Below are 17,959 nucleotides of genomic sequence, written 5' to 3' on the forward strand. Positions count from 1 at the left end.
GGGGTGATGAGAGTGAGGATATGTCTGGTTGGTCTCGGAGCGGTGGGTCAGGGCTTCCTCAGGGCGGCCCAGCTCAAGGGTGAATACCTCAAAAAAAGGTATGGTCTGGAGTTAACCTTCACCGGAATTGCAGATTCATCAGGGGCAATTTATGATATAAACGGTCTTGATATAGCTGAAATCCTCAAACACAAGAAGAGGGAGGGCGTAGGCTCACACCCCAGTGGGTTTGAGGGTATGAGCGGCCTTGAACTCCTGGATGAGGTTGAATACGACTGCCTGGTTGAGGCAACACCCACCAGCATAACGGATGGTGAACCAGGCAGGTCACTCCTCATGAAGGCCCTCGGCGATGGGAAACACGTTGTGACATCCAATAAGGGGCACCTGGCACTCTTCTACTCTGAACTCATGGAGCTATCCTCAGAGGCCGGCGCCGAGCTCATGTTCGAGGCATCGGTTGGCGGGGCCATGCCAATAATAAACCTTGCAAGGGAGACCCTCACATCCTGCAGCATAGAATCGGTTATAGGGATACTGAACGGCACCACAAACTTCATACTCTCAAGGATGACCTCAGAGGGTTCATCCTATGAGCAGGCCCTCCTTGAGGCACAGGAGCTTGGTATAGCAGAGACCAACCCTGCACAGGATGTGGAGGGTACAGACGCTGCATGCAAGGCGGTTATACTCGCCAATGCAATCCTCGGGAGGCCATGCACCCTCAGGGATGTCAGTGTGGAGGGTATCACAGGCATAACCCAGGGTGCCATTGAACTGGCAGCCCAGGATGGTTACCTCATAAAGCTCATCGCTGAGATATCAGATGATAAACTGGAGGTGGGGCCCAGGCTCGTGAAGATGGGGTCCCCCTACGCCGTTGACGGGACACTCAACATGGCAACCCTCAGGACCGACCTTGCAGGGGAGGTCACAGCCGTTGGGAGGGGTGCAGGGTCCCTGGAGACAGCATCGGCAATGTTAACAGACACCCTGACCATATGGCGGAGACACAGAGAGACAGAATAGCATATCATTTTTTTAATCCGCTAGAGTGATGATAATGTGTACGTTATTGGATGTTTCTAATCCCTTACAGTGATGATCATGAAGTACATTATTCTTGTTGGAGATGGAATGGCAGATTACCCCCTGGATGAACTTGGTGGCAGGACACCGCTTCAGGCGGCGGATAAACCCAATATGGACAGGCTTGCAGAGGAAGGCGCATGTGGACTCTTCAGAACAGTACCAGAGGGCATGGAGGCGGGATCAGATGTGGCTAACCTCAGCATAATGGGTTACAGCCCCAGGAGGTACTACACCGGGAGGGGACCCCTTGAAGCCGCAAGTATAGGCGTGGAGCTCTCCCCAGAGGACGTTGCATTCAGGTGTAACCTGATAAACGCAGATGAAAGGATAGTGGACTTTAACGCCGACCACATTGAAACCGCTGATGCAGCAGAGCTCATAGATGCCCTCAACACCCACCTTGAAACCCCGGGAAGATTCTATGCTGGAGTGAGCTACAGGAACCTCTTCGTCATCACTGGCTCCAGCTATGCCGATGTGCGCATCGAACCCCCCCATGACATCGTCGGTGAACCAGTGGACCAGCACCTTCCACGGGGGGCACCCGGGGCCGACCATATAAGGGAGCTCATGCTAAATTCAAGGGATGTCCTTGAGTCACACAGGGTCAACCATGAGAGGATGGCAAGGGGAAAAAGACCCGCAAACATGATATGGCTCTGGGGTCAGGGCACCAGGCCATCAATGGAACCATTCACTGAAAAATATGGTTTGAGGGGCGCCACAATAACAGCCGTGGACCTCATAAAGGGGCTTGGTGTATATGCGGGCCTCGAAAACATCCATGTCCCCGGCGCAACAGGCTACCTTGACACCGACTACAGGGCCAAGGGCAGGTACGCCGCTGCGGCCCTTGAGGAATACGACTTCCTGTACGTCCATGTGGAGGCACCCGACGAGGCTGGACACGCAGGTGACGCTGAGGAGAAGATAAGGGCAATAGAGAACATAGACCGCTTCGTACTGGGAAGGATACTTGATGCTATGACAGAATACGATTGCAGGATATCCGTGCTCCCGGACCACCCCACACCCGTAGAGGTCAAAACCCATGTACCTGACCCTGTACCCTGCATAATTGCAGGTGATGGTGTTGAACCCGATGGTGTGAAATCATACGATGAATTCTCCGTCAGGGAGGGCTCACTGGGCCTAGAGGATGGCCACAGACTCATAGGGGTCATGAGGACCATCTAGGTTCTGGATTCAGGGCACGAATTTTTAATACTGATGAGACACATAGACTATTCCATTAATCTTATTCAACCAGTCAGGAGTTGGTTTATCTGGCCAAGTACATTGTTGTAACAGGAGGAGTTGTAAGTTCCATAGGCAAGGGGATAACAGCAGCATCAATTGGAAGGATACTGAGATCATACGGGCTTTCAGTGACAGCCATCAAGATAGACCCCTATCTCAACTGGGACTCGGGGACCCTCAACCCCTACCAGCACGGTGAGGTCTTTGTTACCGATGATGGTATGGAGACAGACCTTGACCTGGGCCACTATGAGCGCTTCCTGGACGCGGACCTCCCCGGCGAGGCCAACATAACCACAGGTAAGGTTTACCTATCTGTCATCAAGAGGGAGAGGTCCGGCGACTACCTGGGCTCATGTGTCCAGATAATACCCCACATCACCGATGAGATCAAAGCAATGATAAGGAAGATTGCAGATAAAAGCGGGGCTGACGTCGTCCTGGTGGAGGTGGGCGGAACCGTGGGTGACATAGAGGGACAGCCATTCCTGGAGGCCCTGAGGCAGCTCAGAAATGAGGAGGGCCACGAGAATGTCATGTTCGTCCATGTAACCTATGTACCATATCTGCGGGCTGCAGGAGAATTCAAGACAAAGCCAACACAGCACAGCACAAAGGAGCTCAGGAGTACAGGTATAAATCCCGATATGATAATCTGCCGCAGTGAGATGCCCATAGACTCATCACTCAAAAAGAAGATAGCCCACTTCTGTGACGTTGAGGAGGAGGCGGTCGTAAACGCCCCGGACGCATCATCCATATACGAGGTCCCCCTGGTTCTTGACAGTGAAAACGTCGGCGAATACATAGTGAGGCGGATAGAACTGGATGTTGAGGGGAAAGCGGATCTTAAGGAGTGGAGGGAAATCGTGGAATCCCTCATGAAAGAGGAGCCGGTGGTGACAGTTGGAATAGTGGGCAAGTATGTGGAACTTGAGGACTCCTACATAAGCATAAGGGAGGCCCTGAAGCACGCCGCAGCCCACCTCGGAATCCGAGTTGAAATTGAATGGATAAGCGCTGATGATGAGGTCAGTGCGGATGACCTCAGACACCTTGACTCCATACTGATTCCGGGCGGCTTCGGTGAGAGGGGTATCTCAGGGAAACTCGATGCTGTGAGAGTCGCCCTTCAGGAGAAGATCCCCATCTTCGGAATATGCCTGGGGATGCAGTGCATGGTGATAGAATTTGCAAGGCTCAATGGAATGGAGGGCGCCAACAGTACAGAGTTCGACCCGGACACACCATACCCTGTGATTGACATGATGGAGGAGCAGAAAAGGATAAGGAAGATGGGTGGAACCATGCGCCTCGGCTCCTATGAGTGCAGGGTCAGGAAGGGTACCCTTGCCCATGAGGCCTACGGGGAGGAACTTGTAACTGAGAGGCACAGGCACAGGTTTGAGGTGAACAATGAATTCAGGGACGAACTTGAGGGGAAGGGCCTGATAATCTCAGGGACATCACCCGATGAGTTCCTGGTGGAGATGATTGAGATCAGGGATCACCCATGGTTCCTGGGATGCCAGTTCCACCCTGAGTTCAAATCAAGACCAAACAGGGCACACCCACTTTTTGTATCATTTCTGAGGGCTGCATTTGAAAATAGGGAATCCTGATTCCTTTACCTTTATTTTGTAATCAGCTTTACCTCATCAATGGGCTCCCATACAGTGACGTCCCCGCTCCTCATAACAGCCCTGAATACACCTCCACCATCACCAAGAAGCACTAGTCTCACAAACATTGACCTCTCATACCTCCTCTGTAGGACCACTGTCCGGTTTCTTTCAAGGAGTGCGAATGCAACGATATCTGAATCGGGGTCCCCCTCAATAATCCCTGAGGTCCCATTCACCAGGTAAAGCCTTGAAACATTCATACCATTGAATTTCACACTTTCACCATCATATACCAGTCCATCACTGCTTTTCAGCGGTTCAAATGAGGTGATGGTACCCGTGGAGTAGAGTGGTTCCTCTGTTTTTCCGGTGAAATTCCAGCTTCCATAGTAGAGGATCCAGTAACCCTTGTCTATGAGGCGGTCGTAGGTTACGAGAACATAATCTGATTCACGGTTAAGGGTGGATGTAACCCTTTCCGCAGCGCTCTCATGGAAACCGTACCTCTTCATGAGGTAGTCCGTACGTTCACCCCTTTCAACACCCAGCACGTCACCCAGGATGATGGCAGAGACTGCAGGGTCATTTTCATTTTTCAGAACCTCAAGGTAGGCATCATCTCCAGAGGATGCAAGCATTGAGAGGATCTCAGCTGAAAGCACCGGGTCCGATGTTGCAAGTGCCCTGTCCTGCCAGTACTCCCTGTAAACACCTGGAACCCGGGGATCAAGGGGATAATCAGCACCCCTCCAGAGGATGGTTTCAATGTAGGCAAGTCTCCCATCAAAATTCACGGGCCTCTCAGCCATGAAGGCAAAGAAGTGCCCGTGGACCCAGTTACAGATCACCACCGTACCACTGGATGTATTCTCCCTTATGTAATGTGCCGCTTCCATGAGGTCATCATTAACCCTCGGGTGCAGTGCACTGTAACTGTCAATGCATATGAGGAACGAGGGAAGGACCACAATGGCCGCCATAGCCAAATGCAGGGCTTTTCTGAATGTTGGGTCAGAGAGGTCCATGAAACCCACTGTAATTTCCTTTTCCCTGAGGTCACTGAGAAACAGTGCAGATGTGACAAGAAGGGGGATGGCAGCCACCTCAGAGAACCTTATACCCCAGAGCATTAAAACGGCCCCTGTCAGTGTCCAGAGGGAGAGGAGAGGTAACAGCACACTTTTCCCGTGATCCCTTATGAGGATCATGAAACCGGCCAGTCCAGCCAGTAGGAGACCCGGTCCAAGGGCGATCACCGCATCTGCAATTCCAGGCCTCTGCAGCTCCGTTATGTTGGCGTATGGATTCGGGAAGGGATATGCGGAACTCACACCTCCAGGTATCCTGAGAGCTCCAAAAATGATTGATAGGATACTACCAGGTGCAAGGACCTCAATGAGGGCTGTGCTTACCAGGAGGAGTATGATGGGCTCCCTGCGCCTTAACTTAAGTGATATGATCGCGCTGGCTGCAAGGAGAGAGTACAGTATCTGCCAGCCATTCCATGCAGTTGAGTACAGGGCCATAAGGACCCCTCCAAGGACTGCATGCCTCCAGCTATTCTCCTTAACTGAAAGGTGGAGTGATAGTACCACAGCCAGTGGAAGGACGAGGTTGAACATGTCTGTGTCATAGAATCCAGGAACAGTCCTCATGAAGTAGAAGGGTACAGAAACCGCCATGAGACCTGCGGCCGCCGATGAGAGATCGTCACAGTCAAGTGACCTTCCAAGGGCGAATACAAGGACACCTCCAAGGGGGGCTATAAATGCTGGAAGCCAGAATGCCAGGTCAGTCAGCCCGGTTAAAGGTGACAGGATCATGTAAAAAAGGATCGTGAGGTAAGCGAGAAGTGGCGGATAATTGAGGGGCACACCTGGGGGGTAATATGAGCACCTGTCCCACCCATCCTCTGAGAGGGTCCCATGTTCAAGGAGGCTGGATGCGAGCCTCAGGTTATAGTAGGAGTCCATGTCATACATGTATGGCTGGCTGTAGGTCCCACTGTATATACCCTGGACCGTGGCAACCGCACCGGCCCTCAGGGCAAACCCAGCAGAGAATATTAAAAGCATTAGAACAAGTGTTCTCCTATCAGGTCTTCTAAGATCACTGACTGATTCTCTGTCCTGAGTCAATCTGTATCCACCCTTTAGTTTGTAACCTCGGCACACAATCTGAAATTTATTCACAAAAACTTAAATATCCTCACTTTGAGAATTAATTAAAAACAAGTCCTGAATATATTATTCTCTTAATGTTCACATTAGAGGAGTGATTTTATGGTCATGGAACTGATCCCTGTTTTCATAGCACTTATTGTATGTTTCTATGCCTCATACAGTGATATAAAGAGGGGTTTAATCCCTAATCGCCTTACATTTCCTGTCATTGGCCTTGGCCTTGCCTTTAACGCCCTGAGGGCCTACACTGAGGCTGACCCCCTGATATTCATATACACCGTCATCTTCACGGCGGGTATATTTGCCCTCGGTTACATCCTCTGGAGGATGGGTGCCTGGGCCGGTGGCGACGTCAAGCTATTCACCGCCATCACGGCGCTTCTACCTTTCCAGCCATCAATCGTGAGTTACACCTTCCGGGGAGTAGTTTTTCCTGTAACAGCAGCTTATCCGTTCCCCTTAACACTTATAATAAACAGCATACTGTCTCTATTGCCATTCCTCCTGGTATACGTCTTCTTCATAATCTACACATCAAGGAGGGACCTCATGGATGAATTCATGGAGCCCATGAAACAGTACAAGACAAACATGGTCCTCGCCCTTGTGATCACATCGGCGGTGACGCTTACGTTCATTGTAACGGACTTCCTTCCCTTCCAGATAATAGTGCTCTCCCTCATACTCATCTACCTGCTCACCATGGTCATATCACGCCTCCCCAACAGGGTGAAGGCTGTGATGGTATCCGTTATAATCGTCTACTCCCTCTACAGGAACTTCGAGTTGACCGTGAGCGGCGTTGTTGTGCTTTGGGTCTCAATAACCGCCATACAGCTCATAAGGAAGCTTCTGACTTCCATCACAAGGGAGGCCCTGCAGGATACCATGCATGTGGATGAACTCAGGGAGGGAATGATACTCGCCCACACGCTCTACAGGAAGGGTGATGAATACTACTTTGATGACACCTCATTCACCGACAGGTTCAGGACCGCTGCAAGGACAGGGGATGTATCCACGCTTACCTACAGGGGTGAACCTGTAATTTCGGCAATGGCCGCCGGCCTGAGGGAGGAGGAGATCCAGACACTCAGGGACCTTGTGGCTGATGGGAAGATCCGTGATGAGTTCCGTATAAGGAGGGGTCTGCCCTTTGCCCCCGCGATATTCATAGGACTTCTGATCTCACTCCTTGTGGGTGACCTTGCAGTGATACTCTTTAAGGTATTTGACCTGGTATTTTAGCCAAGTATTTAAGAGGGCCTCCACATAAACAATATCAGTTGAATAATGTTGAAGGTGATCAGCATGGATAGCAGGGGACAGGTTTCCCTGGAGTACCTCCTACTCATACTCGTGGTCCTCCTTGTGCTGGGTGGCGTGACCATACCCCTCATAGGGAGCTCAATAGAGGCTAGTACAGATGTATCCCGGGCATCAGATGCAAAGGTGGCTGTTCAGACACTAGCAGATGCAGCTGATATAGTCTATTCCAATGGTCCAGGGGCGAAGAGGACCGTGAGCTTCTATATACCCGTTGATGGTGCACTCATCTTTGCCAATAACAGCGTGATATTCACGGTTACCTACAGTAACGGTACAAGGTCAAATATAACAGCCCCCACACAGTACAACCTCACATCACAGTCGGTTAATGTTCAGAGGGGATGGTACCGTGCGGTGGTTCAGTGGCCACTTAACTCCACAACCGTACTCATAACAAACATAACAAGGACCTAGGAGGGGTTTCATGAGTTTCTTCTCAAGACTTGGCAGTGCAGTGATAACTCTATTCACACTCATCGGATCGGCAATCTTTGGAATAATAAGGCTTCCATCTAAGATAAGAAGCAGGACATCTGATCTTCGAAGGGGAATCTCAGAGGTTGATGTTGAAAACGTGAAAAGAATGATCAGGGACAGGGCCGAGTCAATAGGGGAGCGCATCCCAGCCCAGCAGGATGCGGAGGTTCAGGAAATCCTCGAGGAGGCAAAGAACCATGATATCAAGATACCTGAGGATAGCGCCCCAATAATCATCAAGGCAGGGAGCTTTGACCCGGCAGAGAAGGAAAACGCGGTCCTCAAACTTCAGCTCACAGCCTCTGGATTCATCGTGCTCTCGATAATATACGTCTTCAATTTCATATCGCTAATTGTATTCATGCCGGCGGCACTTATACTGCTTGGACTCCTCCTTTACATACTCTACCGCCAGATAAGGGTCATGTACCCAGGTGACTTCGAGGCTTACAGGGACTTCTTCCTCATGTACGTGGCTGTTGGGGTTGTTATAATCTTTGTATCAGGTAACTCTGCCCTCACCATGGCCTTCCCATTTGTATTTTTCCCGGCGCTCACAACACTCCTCTTTGCTGTGCTGGCTGTGGCTGCGGTCTTCCTCATATTCAGAATAAGATATGTGCGGGACTACACCTTCGGTGAGGTTATAGAGACTGGTGAAAACACATCCTATGTCAGGGTTGACTATGATATAAGGAGTAACGTTAAACCAGACGTTTACATAGTTGAGAATGGTGGCTTTGATGTGAAGGTGGGGGATACAGTGAAGCTTAAAGTTGAGGGGTCTGTCATGAGCATGAGGGGTAACAGGCCTGTGAGGATAACTGGTGTGGAAGGGGCGTAATCGGAAAATAAATAAATTAATTTTTTCTACACCTGTACCGTGGATGTAACTGGGAATAAAAACTGGGAATAATTTTTCTAGACCTGTACCGTGTATGTTCTATCCCCCAGCCTGACGGTGGTGCTGTTCACGGGCTTTACTCCATTGAGACTTAAGAGGGACTCAACGGTCCTGTTTATCACAAATGTTCTGTAATTTGAGGGGAGGGGAGTGTCAAAGTACAGGGTTATGGTCCTGTTGCTTCCACCTGTTATGGTTGTCTTTGTGACCTTCACTGGCTTCATGGATACATTGGTGTACGCAATCTCGGCAACCGCAGATGATGCACCCTCCCTTGCAGCGGTGGCTATGCTGTTCTCTTGGGACTGAGGACCTGCAATTGATGAGAAAACGAGCACGATTATCAGTATGAATGAAACGATCAAGAGAAATTCTGCTGAGACCTGACCCCTGAGGTCCATGTATATCACCTTCCTGCTAATATATGAATGAGCAAGTATATATAATATTCCCGGCATAAATAACCACATATAAAGAGAAGGGGATAAAATTGAGGGGTATACTGGCTGATAAGAGGGGATTTGCATTTTCACTTGACATACTTCTGGCTCTCATACCATTGACCATCATGCTGGGCATACTTGCTGCTGACATGGATAACATAATGTATTTAACACAGAGCACCATCTACCAGAGCGCCCTTGACCGCCAGGCATCGGATATAGCAGATGCGTTGGTTGAAACCTCGGGTGTCCCTCCCAACTGGGAGCAGCTTGGGAACCCCCAGAGCATAGGACTTGCAAGGTATGACCCTGTGAGAAACATGCCCCAGAAGAACTATCTATCCCCGGCAAAGATCGCCGGGATAAATACGACCAACATGGGGGAACTTGTGGGCCCGGAGTATGGGTACTACATCAACATAAGCACCACTGAGGGTCTAACTGTCAGAACCCTTGGAACACTCAACACAAGCGCCCCTGACATTGCAAGGGTTGAACGTTACGTCCTCACCACAAAGGTTGAGCGTGTGGGTTCAATAGAGGGTCTCATAAGGGATGCGGGTCAGCCAAGGACCTACACAACCAACTTCCCAACCAATGATGCATATCTTAGAATCTACGACTACTGGGTTCTTGTAATTAACAGGGGATACAATTCAGCATTTGTTGATGTTAACAACAACCGTGTTGTACCCCCAAATGATATAGGCCAGCACATAACAGAGATCAAGAAACAGATAAACGAGACCTACCTCTACAATAACACGACATTCAGGGATAACATACTGAGTGTGAGGACCCAGAGTAACCCTGGGGCATCAATGGATGTCTACATCCTGGCAGCACCCAAGGGTACCCCCGCAGATCAGATAACACTTGATAACGTGAGGTTAAGGCCCGCAAAATTTGTCCTGTACCTCTGGATAAAATGATGAATATATTACCTGATGCAGGTGATCAGTTATGATCCGTGATTTCGGTGATGATGAGGGAGGATTCATATTCACAACCGACGCCGTCCTGGCACTGATTGTTGTATTCATATTCACAGCATCAATTGTGACCTACTTTGCACTTCCAAATTATATGGGGTCTGACCACCAGCACCTTGAGGCCCTGGCAGCGGATGCCCTGGATGTCATGAGACAGGACGGGACACTCTACTCTGCAGCCGCCATGTACTCAAGGAACAACACGGCAGGTGCAGAGAACGTGATAAGGTCTGAGCTGAGGTCGCTACTACCACCCGGCGTTGGGTATGAGTTCAAGATGGGCCCATACCCGACCCTCAGGAATGACAGCGGGATACTCGTAGCAAGGGACACCGCATCCAGGGCCATAGTGATTTCAGGTCCTGAGGAGGGCTGGCTTGGACGTGCATGGTACAAGATGGAGGAGGTCACACTGGAGGACCAGGAGATAAACTTCACCACAACCGTCTGGAACTTCCACAACTGGCTCACCAATTTCTGGAACACTCTTTACTCAAGACCCTACTGGGGATACCAGACAGCACCCCAGAACATCACCTTCTCGGTTCCGTCAACTAACATCCACTGGGGCAAGTTCCTTCTCGGTTCATGTAACCGGCAGAACAGATCATCATACGGGGCCAACGTGGTGATTAACAATGTTCCCCATGTTGTCAGGAACGATAGCTTCACCTTCCTCAACCTCAGGCCCGGAACAACAAGGGAACTCATGTACAATTATCAGGGAAACATAACGTCACTTGTGGGTGGCTCAAACAGGTTCTATGTCCAGTTCACCAACATGACCACAACAGGAAGCACTGATTACGATCTTCCATGGTTCTCAGTAATAGCCAACTATACAAACACAATAAAGGTGCCGAAAGGTATCATTACCCGCACATATCCCTTCAATGACGTTGCGGGCCTTGCGGTGCCCGGCTTAACAAGACTGGATAACAATGGTACCATGGGTTACGGCCGTATATATGACCTCAACACAGGTACAGTTACAAACCTAAACACCAGGAGGGTGATAGCATGGAGCAGTATGGTGAGACAGAACCATTTATACTCTGATGGTCTGCCATTCGTAATTGATAGCGTTAATGGTGGCAGCGCAGATGGATGTGCGGTTAGCGTCACACAGGACGTCCCCATACCTACAGGTTCAAGGATACTTGATGCATACACCGTTGTCAACCCCTATGGTGGTGTTGACAATGCCCTTGTGGAGGTATGGAATGGTACCGCCTGGAATGTGGCATTCTGTTCATTCAATTATGGGGGAGTGACATACAGTGCAGTGTCTGATGGTTACGGTAACGTGCCGGGTATAATATACATCAGGGACTACCTGAGGGCCGGGCAGACCAATAAGGTCAGGGTGACGATATGGGACAATGTCCCTGGCCAGGACTACGACCTGGTGGGTCTTGTTGACTGCTACTCCACGGTCTCCTACACATCACTACCCATCCAGTGGAACAACTACCCATTTGCAAGCTACCAGAACTCAACCAACGTATCAGCACCTGTGAGGCAGTTCGCCATTGGATCAGATGCCAAGAAGGTCCTGCTCTTCATGGGGGCAGGCCTTGACACCAAAACAATCAGGGTTGAGGTTAAAAACTCAACGAGTGCCTGGACCCAGCTCTACAATGGCCCTGTACCCTTCTCTCTGGATATAGGGGCCATTGATGTTGCAGGAAGCAGGATATTCACAACCGGGGGGACACCTGGAAACTACAGTACAAGACCCGGAACCTATGATATACGTGTCACCATAAATTCAGGTCAGGGGTGGGAGTCAGGGGACTCCAACGCCGAGATATATTCAGGTACACGTGTCGCTGTGATATACCCGAAATTCCTTGCAAACATGTGGGCCACAGAATATTCCAACGACGCATACACTGCCCAGGCCCTTGCAAGGCAGGAGCTCATAGCGATGCTCCAGGCATCAGGCTACAACATAGACCCGTCACTTATAAGGACCGAAGCCCTCTACACAGGGGACATACCCAATTCATTACCTGTTAGACTAACACTGTGGAGGAGTTAGATATGAGTATAATCCGTGACGAGGATGGATACGCATTCACACCACTTGCAGTACTCCTCTTCATACCGGTAATTGTAATCGCAATATCCTATGGGAGTATAGCCAATGAGGCCAACATGCTGGCAGCCCTTACAATGGGTGGTGATGTCACCGTAACGGTGGTTGGATCAATATACTCGACCGTTGAGAAGGCTGCTGCGGATGCAGGGCGTAACGCGGCATACAATGCATCAAGGAACGTTATAGATAACGCTGAGTTCTTCCAGGCCGGCACCAGCAAGGCCAACATAACAAGGAACATAGTTGATGCCATAAATGATAACGTCATAAACACGTCACAGGAGCTTGAAGGGCAGACAGGCCGCCAGATCTACATCAACAATATACCCATAACCAATTACACCAACGCCACATTCACAACATCCGATGTTACAATAACACAGAATGACCCCTTCGGGTTCTCAGTTGAGATACGCGGAGGCATACCTGTGAAGGTTGTCCAGAGGGACCAGGTCTATGAGTTCAGGCTGCCACAGGTGTCATCCTATGTGAGCCTGGAGGGCATAGAGGACCCCTACATATGGATAAACACCAAGTTCCGTGCAAGTAACGTGATCTACAAGTACCCCTACTATGCAAGTAACGGTACATATGCAGATTACAGGCTCAATGAGAGCGTCGACAGTGATGGGAGACTCCAGAACCTCTGGTACTGCCTCAACGGCACCGACAACCCCAGTAACATAACGCCAAGGCCCTACTACTTCGTGGATCCATATGGCCTATCATTCTTTGACCGCCTCGAAAACAGGTCATCATCTGCAGACCCCCAGTACACAAGGATGAGCACCTTCATAATAGGGGACCCACTCCTTGAGGACCACAACGGCAACCAGTACATCTCAAAGGTTGACAGGGAGTACTTCCTTGGAATCGCCGGGACAACCATCAAGGTAAGGAACAGTGTCATGTATGACCCTCTTGGATGTCCATTCTGCCTCTCAGCGACATATAAGGACCTCCTGGGACTTGCAGCAAACAATTACAGTTAAGGTGATTTAATGGATGATGCTGGTGTTTTAAGCATAGACTTCCTCTTCGCAACACTGATAGCTCTCATCATAATCGCAGGGATGGTAAGCATAGTGGACAGTGAACTCTCAAGGACACAGGCGGGTGAACTTGGCGAGGCCAGGATGATGGGTGAGCGTGTTGTGGGCGCTGTGAATGCAGCCTACACCAATGGACCAGGGTATTCTGTTAACCTCACATTAACCTCTGATTTTCCATACACCATTGAGGTGAGGAATGGCAGGGTCACCGTGTTCTATAATTCAAACACTATCCGGCTCAACCTTATACCCAAGGTCAACGTGACAACGACCAACATGACACCTGGATTCACATACACTGTGAGGAACCAGAACGGCACCATAACCATAAGTAAAGTCACCTGAGCAATCAAACTCTGGAGGATCTCTCTTGTTTAGTGACCTTAGATGGGAGTATAAGGCCCTTGCAATCATCGCCATCATAGCGACTCTTGTAACGCTGTACTCATACAGCTCATTCAATCACGGGGAGAGGGTGAGGCTCTCTGATTCCACACAAATCCAGCCCCAGCCACAGCCGGTACCTGTGAGTGTACCCAACATGACAGATAACAGAACAAACACAACAGAGAATGTTACGGCTGAGGAGGCCAGGCAGATAGCAGCAGAGTCAGGCTACACTGCAGGCCAGCCCACAAGGGGCTCAATAAACCTGAACGGCACGGATGTGGAGGTATGGGTTGTCCCCCTCCAGAGGGGTGGGAGGACAGTTAAGGAGGTCTATGTCAGCATGGAGGGGGGACAGATTGTGGGAAGCAGGGAATTAACCTGATTAAGCAGTTCCACAGAATCCTTATTCTATCCCCTCTAAGGAGGGAATTCACCTGGGCCGTGGATAATCACAACATATTTAAGGCCAGCTGAGATACTATTGGTAAGTGATGGAAGCGCCCCCTCAAAAGGATTCACGGTGAATAAAATGGATGTTCTGAGTGTAATCATAATGCTGGCCCTATTTTTGCTTCTACTTGCATTCATATTCTCCGCTGGTCTCATGACTCCAGTAATTGGCAGAAAAAACTTGCTTTTTGTGGTATTCATAGGCTTCATCGCAGGGACCGTTGGCGGCGCATTTCTTATTTCACCGGTCTACGATGAGATCCCTGAAATTGCAAGGAGCATATACCTATCAACATCTGGAGCCACAGAAAGTGTAACTGCGGATGTCTCAACAGGTACCGATATAGAGAGGCTCAAAGCGGATCTAGCCTCCCAGGAGGGGGTTGTGGATGTCCACTCTGAGGGGATCGTGATAAAGACTGATAAATTCACAGAGGAACGTAAAAGAATAATAGAGGATAAAATAGCAGTTATAGACTCCAATATAACCTCATGGAAGGTCTACACGAATGGTACAATAATTTTACAGGTAAAAAGGGGATACAACCCTGTAAATGCCCTTGAAAACCTTGCAGAGTGGCTCATGTACACTGGAGGCATAAACACAAGGTACAGCACAGTCAAACTGGTGGTGGAGGTGAAACCAGCAAATGTCGATTCAGTCGTCTCCTACCTTGAGGCCAGGGACATCGTTGTAACAGGCGTCAGGGGCCCTGCAGAGGAGAAGGTGGCTGAACTCAGAAGGTCTTTACCGGCTAAATCAAATATAGTACTTTCCTGTGGTATTCTTGGAGTGATAACTGGCCTTGCAGGTGTTTTCATAGACTCCATCATGGGTTTCCTCAGGAACATCTACAGGAAGTACAGGGGTGAAGCATGAGGTCTGCGGTTCTTTATTCAGGGGGTAAGGACAGTACCATGGCCCTATACCATGCGCTTCAGGAGTCTGAGGTCCGATTCCTGGTTTCCATGGTATCAGATAACCCCGAGTCCCACATGTACCACGTGCCAAACATCGAACTCACATCCCTCCTCGCAGAGGCCCTTGGAATACCCCTCATTGAATCCAGGACTGAGGGTGTTGAGGAGGAGGAGGTTGAGGACCTTGCAGAGACCCTTTCCATGCTGAAGGAGAGGGGTATAGATGCTGTTTACTCTGGGGCACTCTACTCTGAGTATCAGAGGTCAAGGATAGATGAGGTCTGCAGTAGGCTGGGTCTGAAGTCGGTGGCACCCCTCTGGCACAGGGACCCGCTGGATTACATGAAGGAGGTTGTTGACCTTGGATTCAGGGTCATGGTAACAGCGGTTGCAGCCGAGGGCCTGGATGAGTCGTGGCTCGGGAGGATTGTTGACAGAGAGATGATCTCTGAGCTTGCAGATCTCAGTGAGAGGTACGGTATAAACCCTGCCTTTGAGGGTGGTGAGGCAGAGACCCTTGTCCTTGATGGCCCCATATTTAAAAAGAGACTTGAGATACTTGAATATGAAAAGAAGTGGTTCTTTGATAACGGATTCCTGGATATAAAAAGGGCTGTGCTTGTTGATAAGGATTAGTTTTTATTTTCTTTTAGTTATGTAGCTGTGCTTTTTGATAAGGATTAGTTTCTAATCCACACTTTCACCCCTATCCCTGGATACATCAGGTGCAAGCCAGTCAATGATCCCAATTATATCATCTGATTCAATCTCAACCATTATGTCTCCCAGAGGGGTGATGGGTTCCTCGAGAACATTGACACGTCCTATGAGGGCCGCCTGCTTGTTTATGTAAATACGGGTTGATTTACCTCTGATGTTCTTAAGCAGGATTTCCCGCGCGGTTAACCGTATCCTTCGCCTCTCAAGGGCCTCCCTGAGTTCACTGAGGCTTTCAATATTGCCTTTACCCTTCAGAAAATCTCCACCACTCTCAACTTCAAGGTCTGGAAATACGTTCATAACGGCCTCCCTGACCTTTTCAGGGTCCTCTGTTGCTCGCACCGGAACCTCAACCCTCACGGCATCCATCATCTTGCCTCCTCGCATAGTTTCCTCAGTATCTTTTTTGCCTGGTTTTTTATCTTCCAGATGGGGCCCTCATTGATTATCATGTAATCTGAGGTTGCTATCACATTTCCTATTCCAAATCCAAGTTCCCTTTCATCCCTTTCAACGAATTCAGTGTAACTTGATGTATCATCCTCTCTTCTACGCTTTTTAAGGCGTCTGAATCTTGTCTTTCGCGTTGAAAATACAGATATCACCCTGAATCCAGGGAAGTTCTCCCTGAATATCTCGACCTCGTGGGGGCTCCTTATTCCCTCTATAAGGAACCTCTCAGATTCTGCCTTCTGTATCCTTTCAACACACTTCTCGGCAACAATGTATTCACCGTATTCCTCTCTGAGGCGGACAGCCGTCACTCCAGGGTCCTCACCGCGTTTTCTGGCTTCATCCCTTATAACGTCGCCCATCCTTATAACCTGAAATCCCATGGACTCGGCGACCCTTGATACGACGCCCTTACCTGCTCCTGGCATCCCTGAAACTCCAATAACCACCATAATTACACACTCTGATTTATTCTTGGGAAGACTCAACCTCTGGATTGTAACGCCTTATATCAAGCAATTTTATGGTTTCCCTAAGGTTTTCTGTGTTGTCAAATTCCCTGAGGATCCCCTCAAGTTCCTCCCTTGGGGTACCCCTGAGTTCCCTTACAGCATCCATCAGGGCCGGCAAAGCCCTTACAATGTTATCTGTTATGCTTATACTGGCTCTCCGCGATGTACGTGATAGGGGGTTGAGGTCCACGGTTATAACGGTTTTCCCGGATTTTCTAAGTATCTCGGTCCTGTCACCATCCTCGAGGGGCACAAGGACTGTATCGGCGCTGTATATGCCTTCAGGACTTGCTGTTGCCCTTGGGCTCATTATACCATCTATGTGTACGAGTTCGCCTGTTCCAAGGACCTCTGATGCCCCATGTTCCCTCAGGACCTCCTCGATGAGTTTCACCCTTTTCTCTGTCCTGTGGAAGAGGTTTATCTCGATTTTTCCTCCAATCTCCCCTGCAAGTTCCACCACCTCTGCAGGGACAAGGGCCGCAGTGTTTCCATTAACTGAAATTACAGGTTTTTCTGAAAGGAGAAGAGCTGCTGCTGCAGCCCTTATGGCTTTCCTGGCGGGTTCTGTTGTCTCTTCACCCAGAAGGTAGTCAAAGGCCTCACCCCTTCCATGGGCGATCATCCCCGAATCTGCAAGTATTCCCCTTCGCCAGGCATCTGTTATTTTTTCTCTCTGTATAAGTGAATGGTAGCGTGGATGGTCCCTTGAAATCATGGTACTCTATTGTACCGGACATTTAATAAGTTTATTTCAACCCGCAGTTTGAGGTGGATGGTCGCCAAATATTTTATACCAGCTTGAAGATAGAATTAGGAGGAGGAATCCATAATGGAAGAGGAAGTTGAGATCAAACGAAAACCCAGAAAGCCAGAGTATGGGAGAAATCTCTGGGGGATCTACCTTGGATCAATGCTGGTGATCATAGGTGTTATATGGTTTGCCTTTGCATCAGGCCTTATACCACCCCAGTATTCAAGGTTCTGGCCCCAGGCCCTCCTGGTTATCATCGGGGTTCTTATAATCATAAAATCCATCAGAAACTGAGCGG

The 17,959-nt window shown here is 49.5% G+C and carries 19 protein-coding genes; 14 read left to right on the forward strand and 5 right to left on the reverse strand.

From position 1 onward, the window contains the following. Positions 1-6: 6 nt before the first annotated feature. The 3 genes from L5462_RS04180 to pyrG all read left to right on the forward strand — a co-directional run bounded on the left by L5462_RS04180 (position 7) and on the right by pyrG (position 3,974). Complete coding sequence (locus L5462_RS04180) at positions 7-1,029, forward strand: homoserine dehydrogenase (RefSeq protein WP_255772485.1); 1,023 nt, start codon at positions 7-9, stop codon at positions 1,027-1,029. Positions 1,030-1,107: 78 nt separating this feature from the next. Beyond that, positions 1,108-2,289 (forward strand): cofactor-independent phosphoglycerate mutase, encoded by a 1,182-nt coding sequence (locus L5462_RS04185; RefSeq protein ID WP_237779564.1) that lies wholly within the window; start codon positions 1,108-1,110, stop codon positions 2,287-2,289. An 80-nt stretch (positions 2,290-2,369) separates the two neighbouring features. Then, positions 2,370-3,974 (forward strand): glutamine hydrolyzing CTP synthase, encoded by a 1,605-nt coding sequence (gene pyrG / locus L5462_RS04190; RefSeq protein ID WP_305067733.1) that lies wholly within the window; start codon positions 2,370-2,372, stop codon positions 3,972-3,974. A gap of 11 nt (positions 3,975-3,985) precedes the next feature. On the opposite strand, the gene L5462_RS04195 is transcribed toward pyrG, so the two are convergent. Then, positions 3,986-6,115 carry an STT3 domain-containing protein gene (locus L5462_RS04195; protein ID WP_237779565.1) on the reverse strand — a complete coding sequence of 710 codons (2,130 nt, stop codon included), beginning with the start codon at positions 6,113-6,115 and terminating at the stop codon, positions 3,986-3,988. A 144-nt stretch (positions 6,116-6,259) separates the two neighbouring features. Between L5462_RS04195 and L5462_RS04200 the strand changes: the two genes are divergently transcribed. The 3 genes from L5462_RS04200 (at position 6,260) to L5462_RS04210 (ending at position 8,810) form a co-directional block, all read left to right on the forward strand. Continuing rightward, positions 6,260-7,408, forward strand: coding sequence for an A24 family peptidase C-terminal domain-containing protein (locus tag L5462_RS04200; RefSeq protein WP_237779566.1), 1,149 nt, complete (start codon positions 6,260-6,262; stop codon positions 7,406-7,408). A gap of 63 nt (positions 7,409-7,471) precedes the next feature. Beyond that, positions 7,472-7,903: a class III signal peptide-containing protein gene (locus tag L5462_RS04205; RefSeq protein WP_237779567.1), complete on the forward strand. Its 432-nt coding sequence runs from the start codon at positions 7,472-7,474 to the stop codon at positions 7,901-7,903. A gap of 10 nt (positions 7,904-7,913) precedes the next feature. Next, positions 7,914-8,810: a DUF2101 family protein gene (locus L5462_RS04210; RefSeq protein ID WP_237779568.1), complete on the forward strand. Its 897-nt coding sequence runs from the start codon at positions 7,914-7,916 to the stop codon at positions 8,808-8,810. A gap of 77 nt (positions 8,811-8,887) precedes the next feature. On the opposite strand, the gene L5462_RS04215 is transcribed toward L5462_RS04210, so the two are convergent. Next, positions 8,888-9,271, reverse strand: a complete 384-nt coding sequence (locus tag L5462_RS04215) for a hypothetical protein (protein WP_237779569.1) — start codon at positions 9,269-9,271, stop codon at positions 8,888-8,890. Between the two features lie 89 nt (positions 9,272-9,360). Here L5462_RS04215 and L5462_RS04220 point away from each other — a divergent pair, with 89 nt between their 5' ends. The 7 genes from L5462_RS04220 (at position 9,361) to L5462_RS04250 (ending at position 15,858) form a co-directional block, all read left to right on the forward strand. Beyond that, positions 9,361-10,245, forward strand: coding sequence for a hypothetical protein (locus L5462_RS04220; protein WP_237779570.1), 885 nt, complete (start codon positions 9,361-9,363; stop codon positions 10,243-10,245). Between the two features lie 31 nt (positions 10,246-10,276). Beyond that, on the forward strand, positions 10,277-12,349 hold the full coding sequence (locus L5462_RS04225) for a hypothetical protein (RefSeq protein ID WP_237779571.1): 2,073 nt from the start codon (positions 10,277-10,279) through the stop codon (positions 12,347-12,349). 2 nt (positions 12,350-12,351) lie between these two features. Continuing rightward, entirely contained in the window at positions 12,352-13,401 is a 1,050-nt protein-coding gene (locus tag L5462_RS04230; RefSeq protein ID WP_237779572.1) for a hypothetical protein, read from the forward strand. Positions 13,402-13,410: 9 nt separating this feature from the next. Beyond that, positions 13,411-13,806 (forward strand): hypothetical protein, encoded by a 396-nt coding sequence (locus tag L5462_RS04235; RefSeq protein ID WP_237779573.1) that lies wholly within the window; start codon positions 13,411-13,413, stop codon positions 13,804-13,806. A 25-nt stretch (positions 13,807-13,831) separates the two neighbouring features. Beyond that, entirely contained in the window at positions 13,832-14,233 is a 402-nt protein-coding gene (locus L5462_RS04240; RefSeq protein WP_237779574.1) for a hypothetical protein, read from the forward strand. 147 nt (positions 14,234-14,380) lie between these two features. After that, the gene (locus L5462_RS04245; RefSeq protein WP_237779575.1) at positions 14,381-15,181 is read left to right on the forward strand and encodes a hypothetical protein; all 801 of its coding nucleotides are present in this window, start codon (positions 14,381-14,383) and stop codon (positions 15,179-15,181) included. Next, positions 15,178-15,858, forward strand: coding sequence for a TIGR00289 family protein (locus tag L5462_RS04250; protein ID WP_237779576.1), 681 nt, complete (start codon positions 15,178-15,180; stop codon positions 15,856-15,858). The genes L5462_RS04245 and L5462_RS04250 overlap by 4 nt, the downstream gene beginning before the upstream one ends. A gap of 51 nt (positions 15,859-15,909) precedes the next feature. Here L5462_RS04250 and L5462_RS04255 read toward each other — a convergent pair whose 3' ends face one another. The 3 genes from L5462_RS04255 to L5462_RS04265 are packed head-to-tail and all read right to left on the reverse strand — an operon-like array spanning position 15,910 to position 17,625. Next, positions 15,910-16,314 (reverse strand): RNA-binding domain-containing protein, encoded by a 405-nt coding sequence (locus tag L5462_RS04255; RefSeq protein WP_237779577.1) that lies wholly within the window; start codon positions 16,312-16,314, stop codon positions 15,910-15,912. Then, a complete protein-coding gene (locus L5462_RS04260; RefSeq protein ID WP_237779578.1) occupies positions 16,311-16,847 on the reverse strand; it encodes an AAA family ATPase in 537 nt (178 codons plus the stop codon). Before L5462_RS04260 ends, L5462_RS04255 begins: the two co-directional genes overlap by 4 nt. Positions 16,848-16,863: 16 nt before the next feature. Next, positions 16,864-17,625 carry a 4-phosphopantoate--beta-alanine ligase gene (locus tag L5462_RS04265; protein ID WP_237779579.1) on the reverse strand — a complete coding sequence of 254 codons (762 nt, stop codon included), beginning with the start codon at positions 17,623-17,625 and terminating at the stop codon, positions 16,864-16,866. Between the two features lie 114 nt (positions 17,626-17,739). On the opposite strand from L5462_RS04265, the gene L5462_RS04270 reads away from it, so the two are divergent. Then, a complete protein-coding gene (locus L5462_RS04270) occupies positions 17,740-17,955 on the forward strand; it encodes a hypothetical protein (protein ID WP_237779580.1) in 216 nt (71 codons plus the stop codon). The last annotated feature ends 4 nt before the right edge of the window (positions 17,956-17,959 follow it).

The organism is Methanothermobacter sp. K4, from assembly GCF_022014235.1.
Classification (GTDB): domain Archaea; phylum Methanobacteriota; class Methanobacteria; order Methanobacteriales; family Methanothermobacteraceae; genus Methanothermobacter.

Coding starts and splice junctions, on each gene's coding strand:
- L5462_RS04180 (WP_255772485.1), top strand. CDS start 7: ATGAGAGTGAGGATATGTCTGGTTGGTCTCGGAGCGGTGGGTCAGGGC.
- L5462_RS04185 (WP_237779564.1), top strand. CDS start 1,108: ATGAAGTACATTATTCTTGTTGGAGATGGAATGGCAGATTACCCCCTG.
- L5462_RS04200 (WP_237779566.1), top strand. CDS start 6,260: ATGGTCATGGAACTGATCCCTGTTTTCATAGCACTTATTGTATGTTTC.
- L5462_RS04205 (WP_237779567.1), top strand. CDS start 7,472: ATGGATAGCAGGGGACAGGTTTCCCTGGAGTACCTCCTACTCATACTC.
- L5462_RS04210 (WP_237779568.1), top strand. CDS start 7,914: ATGAGTTTCTTCTCAAGACTTGGCAGTGCAGTGATAACTCTATTCACA.
- L5462_RS04215 (WP_237779569.1), bottom strand. CDS start 9,271: ATGGACCTCAGGGGTCAGGTCTCAGCAGAATTTCTCTTGATCGTTTCA.
- L5462_RS04225 (WP_237779571.1), top strand. CDS start 10,277: ATGATCCGTGATTTCGGTGATGATGAGGGAGGATTCATATTCACAACC.
- L5462_RS04230 (WP_237779572.1), top strand. CDS start 12,352: ATGAGTATAATCCGTGACGAGGATGGATACGCATTCACACCACTTGCA.
- L5462_RS04235 (WP_237779573.1), top strand. CDS start 13,411: ATGGATGATGCTGGTGTTTTAAGCATAGACTTCCTCTTCGCAACACTG.
- L5462_RS04245 (WP_237779575.1), top strand. CDS start 14,381: ATGGATGTTCTGAGTGTAATCATAATGCTGGCCCTATTTTTGCTTCTA.
- L5462_RS04250 (WP_237779576.1), top strand. CDS start 15,178: ATGAGGTCTGCGGTTCTTTATTCAGGGGGTAAGGACAGTACCATGGCC.
- L5462_RS04255 (WP_237779577.1), bottom strand. CDS start 16,314: ATGATGGATGCCGTGAGGGTTGAGGTTCCGGTGCGAGCAACAGAGGAC.
- L5462_RS04260 (WP_237779578.1), bottom strand. CDS start 16,847: ATGGTGGTTATTGGAGTTTCAGGGATGCCAGGAGCAGGTAAGGGCGTC.
- L5462_RS04265 (WP_237779579.1), bottom strand. CDS start 17,625: ATGATTTCAAGGGACCATCCACGCTACCATTCACTTATACAGAGAGAA.
- L5462_RS04270 (WP_237779580.1), top strand. CDS start 17,740: ATGGAAGAGGAAGTTGAGATCAAACGAAAACCCAGAAAGCCAGAGTAT.